Consider the following 3732-nt stretch of genomic DNA (forward strand, 5'->3'; position numbering starts at 1 on the left):
TGCATATTCCGGAGCATCGTGAACAGTGATTCCGGCCCATCGTGAACACCCGTTCTGGTTTTAGCGTGAACGCTCATTCCGGTTTTATCGTGAACACTTTTGACTGATTTTCCGGAATCGGTGTTCACACCAAACCAGTACAATTTCAACGCATTGATTATTAATTACTTTGTTAAGCTATTTCCTTTTTGTATTACTGAGGAAGGGATATGGCGACTAAGAGGATCACAATGCGTAAAATTCGAGAAGTGTTGAGGCTACATTTTGCTGCCCAACTCAGTGTCAGAAAAATAAGTGCCAGCACTAAGATCAGTGTCGGTGGTATTCAAAAACTACTCACTAAAGCCAGAGCTTTATCGTTAAGTTGGCCACTGCCCGACGAGCTTGATGATTCTGTGCTTGCTAGTCAGTTCTATCCTCGCGCCGACACTCGGCCATCCCAGCGATTTGAAGTGCCAGATTGGCCAGCCATTCGAAAAGAATTAACGGGCAAAGGCGTCACCAAGAACTTACTCTGGGAAGAATATACTCAGCAATATCCGAATCGTTGTTACAGCTATTCTCAGTTCTGCGATCGCTACATGACCTGGCTTAAAAAGCAAAAACGTTCGATGCGACAAGTGCATAAAGCAGGAGAAAAACTCTTTGTCGATTATGCGGGTCAAACGATGCCCATTGTTTGTAATGCGACGGGTGAAGTGAAGTTCGCCCAGATATTCGTGGCGGTGATGGGCGCATCAAATTATACATTTTGTGAAGCAACCTGGAGCCAAAGTCTACCCGACTGGATCGGCAGTCACGTGCGAGCATTTGAATTTATCGGCGGTATACCTGACATGGTTATCCCCGATAATTTACGCAGTGGTGTCAGTAAAGCGTGTCGCTACGACCCTGATGTTAACCCGAGTTATCAGCAATTGGCCGCGCATTATGGCACCGTGATTGTGCCTGCTCGTCCCAGAAAACCACAAGATAAAGCCAAGGCCGAAGTGGGCGTGCAAATCATTGAACGCTGGATACTCGCCAAGTTACGACACCAAACCTTTTTCTCATTAGCTGAGCTAAACCATTGCATCAAAGCCTTACTGCTTGAGGTCAATAATAAGCCCTTTAAGCAACTGAGTGGGACACGACAATCATGGTTCGAGTCAATCGACAAACCCGCCCTCGCGCCCATGCCCAAACTAGCTTATCAATTCACGGATATTAAACACGTCAAAGTGAATATTGATTATCACGTTCAGTATGATAACCATCTTTACTCGGTACCCCATCACTTGGTGGGTGAAAAGCTTGAACTTCATGCCAAAGACAACTTGATTGAGGCTTATTTCAAGCATAAACGCATCACCAGTCACCCGAGAAAATATCATCCGGGCATGACCACCACATCCGAGCACATGCCTGTAAAGCATGAGAAGCATCATAAATGGTCACCAGGGCGTTTAATGAATTGGGCGAAAGATATTGGAGATGACGTTTTGCTCTGGGTGAAAGCACAATTGGCACAGAAACAACATGAAGAACAAGCGTATCGTGTGTGCTTAGGCTTACTCAACCTATCAAGAAGCTATCCCGCCGATCGGCTCAATAACGCCTGTGCGATAGCCAATCAATACAGTTTATATCGGTTAAAACATATCAAAGACATACTCAGTAGCAACCAAGATAAATTGCCGCGAACGCAAGAAGAGCCGTCGACGTTATTGCCACAATCCCATGAAAATATCCGTGGTCCTAAAAGCTTCCATTAAGGTAAGGAAATTCTATGTTAGAACAAACGATAACTCAGCTTCGTCAACTCAAACTCAGTGGTATGGCCAACGCCTTAGTGAGCCAAATAGAACAACCAAGTACTTATGAAGGGTTGTCCTTCGATGAGCGACTACAACTGCTAGCAGACAGTGAAGCCCAAGACCGAGAGAGCCGAAAACAACAACGCTTACTTAAAGCGGCAAAACTTAAATTAGCCGCTAACGCCAGAGACATAGATTATCATCACCCGCGAGGTCTCAATCAATCGATGATGGCATCGCTACTGCAATGTGATTGGCTGAATAAATCACAAAACTTACTCATCACAGGCCCTTGCGGTAGCGGTAAAACCTATATCACTTGTGCGCTTGCGCATACAGGATGCATGAAAGGCTACAGCGTTAAATATTACCGACTCTCAAGGTTGATGCTTGCGCTGACACAAGCCAAAGCAGATGGCACTTACAGTCGAATGTTACAGTCACTCGCTAAGATCGACTTACTCGTTTTAGATGATTGGGGGCTTGAGCCACTTAAAGCGGCACAACGAAATGACTTAATGGAGATCATGGATGATAGGCACGGCAGTTCATCAACCGCCATCATCAGTCAATTACCCACCGAAGAATGGCATCAATCCATCGGCGATAATACCTTAGCCGATGCCATTTTAGATCGACTAATGCACAATGCTCATCGGATAAAATTAAAGGGGGAGTCTATGAGAAAAATTCAATCTAAAATTGACCATCGTGAACACTTAGGTTAAAAATGTCATGAACCCAATGCGTGGAATTTAAGTGTTCACGATAAAACCGGAATCGGTGTTCACCATCACCGGAATACGCAGTTGGTTAATGATTGTATCGAATTTTTTAGTTTTGGTTTCGTCAATATAGTAGGCGTAATCGAGGTACATTGGAGCCGTTTTATCAATTGTATATCGTGTAGGCACGACTAAGTTTGATGCCAATGTACTGATTATAAAAAATATAAAAATCAGTATGGCAACAGCAATTGCATGGTAACGTAAAGTTCTTAGTTCCAACGTTAATTTACTTTTAAAAAACCTTTTAATTAGTGTAGCACTAAAAAAGCGCAGGGAAACTGCGCTTTTTTAGTTAAATTAATTGGTTATACCAATGAATAGGTATTATAGGCTATTGCTCGCGTGCAATAGCACGGTAAGCTATATCTGTACGATATTCCATACCATCCCAGCTAATTTGTTTAACAAGCTCATAGGCGCGTTGCTGCGCTTGCGTAACAGTGTTACCAAGTGCTGTTGCGCATAATACGCGACCGCCTGCGGTTACAACGTCATTACCACTTTGTTTAGTACCCGCATGAAACACTTTTTCATCTGCAGGGTAATCCACTTTTAGCCCCGAAATAGCGTCACCTTTAGGGTAATCACCAGGGTAGCCTTTAGCGGCAAGTACAACACCAACGGCTGCGCGTGGGTCAAACTCAATTGTTGTTTTATCAAGTTCTACACGGTTAGCAGCTTCAATCAATTCAACCAAATCTGATTGCAAACGTAGCATCATTGGTTGAGTTTCAGGATCGCCAAAGCGACAATTGTACTCAATTACTTTAGGGGTGCCTGTTTCGTCAATCATTAAACCTGCATATAAAAAGCCGGTGTACGGATGGCCTTCGCTTGCCATGCCTTCTACCGTAGGGTAGATCACTTCGTTCATAATACGCTGGTGGATTTCATCAGTAACAACTGGCGCAGGTGAGTATGCACCCATGCCACCCGTGTTAGGACCCGCATCGCCATTGTAAGCGCGTTTATGATCTTGGCTTGTTGCAAATGGTAATACGTTTTTACCATCAACCATTACAATGAAAGACGCTTCTTCACCGTCTAAAAACTCTTCAATAACAACACGACTTCCCGCATCGCCAAAAGCATTACCCGCAAGCATATCGCGAATAGCTTCTTCGGCATCGGCCTCCGTCATGGCTACA

The 3732-nt window shown here is 44.1% G+C and carries 3 protein-coding genes; 2 read left to right on the plus strand and 1 reads right to left on the minus strand.

Going from position 1 to position 3732, the window contains the following annotated elements:
- Positions 1-209 precede the first annotated feature (209 nt).
- A complete protein-coding gene (istA, locus tag L655_RS0101730; protein ID WP_024600838.1) occupies positions 210-1754 on the plus strand; it encodes an IS21 family transposase in 1545 nt (514 codons plus the stop codon).
- A 14-nt stretch (positions 1755-1768) separates the two neighbouring features.
- Complete coding sequence (istB, locus tag L655_RS0101735; protein ID WP_024603886.1) at positions 1769-2524, plus strand: IS21-like element helper ATPase IstB; 756 nt, start codon at positions 1769-1771, stop codon at positions 2522-2524.
- A gap of 391 nt (positions 2525-2915) precedes the next feature.
- On the opposite strand, the gene purD is transcribed toward istB, so the two are convergent.
- On the minus strand, positions 2916-3732 hold an 817-nt coding region (gene purD / locus L655_RS0101740), incomplete at its 5' end, for a phosphoribosylamine--glycine ligase (RefSeq protein WP_029751545.1).

The sequence above is a fragment of the Pseudoalteromonas sp. TAE79 genome (genome assembly GCF_000498015.1).
Classification (GTDB): Bacteria; Pseudomonadota; Gammaproteobacteria; order Enterobacterales; family Alteromonadaceae; genus Pseudoalteromonas.

Bases quoted from the DNA above. Each gene is read 5' to 3' on its own strand.
- istA (WP_024600838.1), top strand. From the start codon at position 210: ATGGCGACTAAGAGGATCACAATGCGTAAAATTCGAGAAGTGTTGAGG.
- istB (WP_024603886.1), top strand. From the start codon at position 1,769: ATGTTAGAACAAACGATAACTCAGCTTCGTCAACTCAAACTCAGTGGT.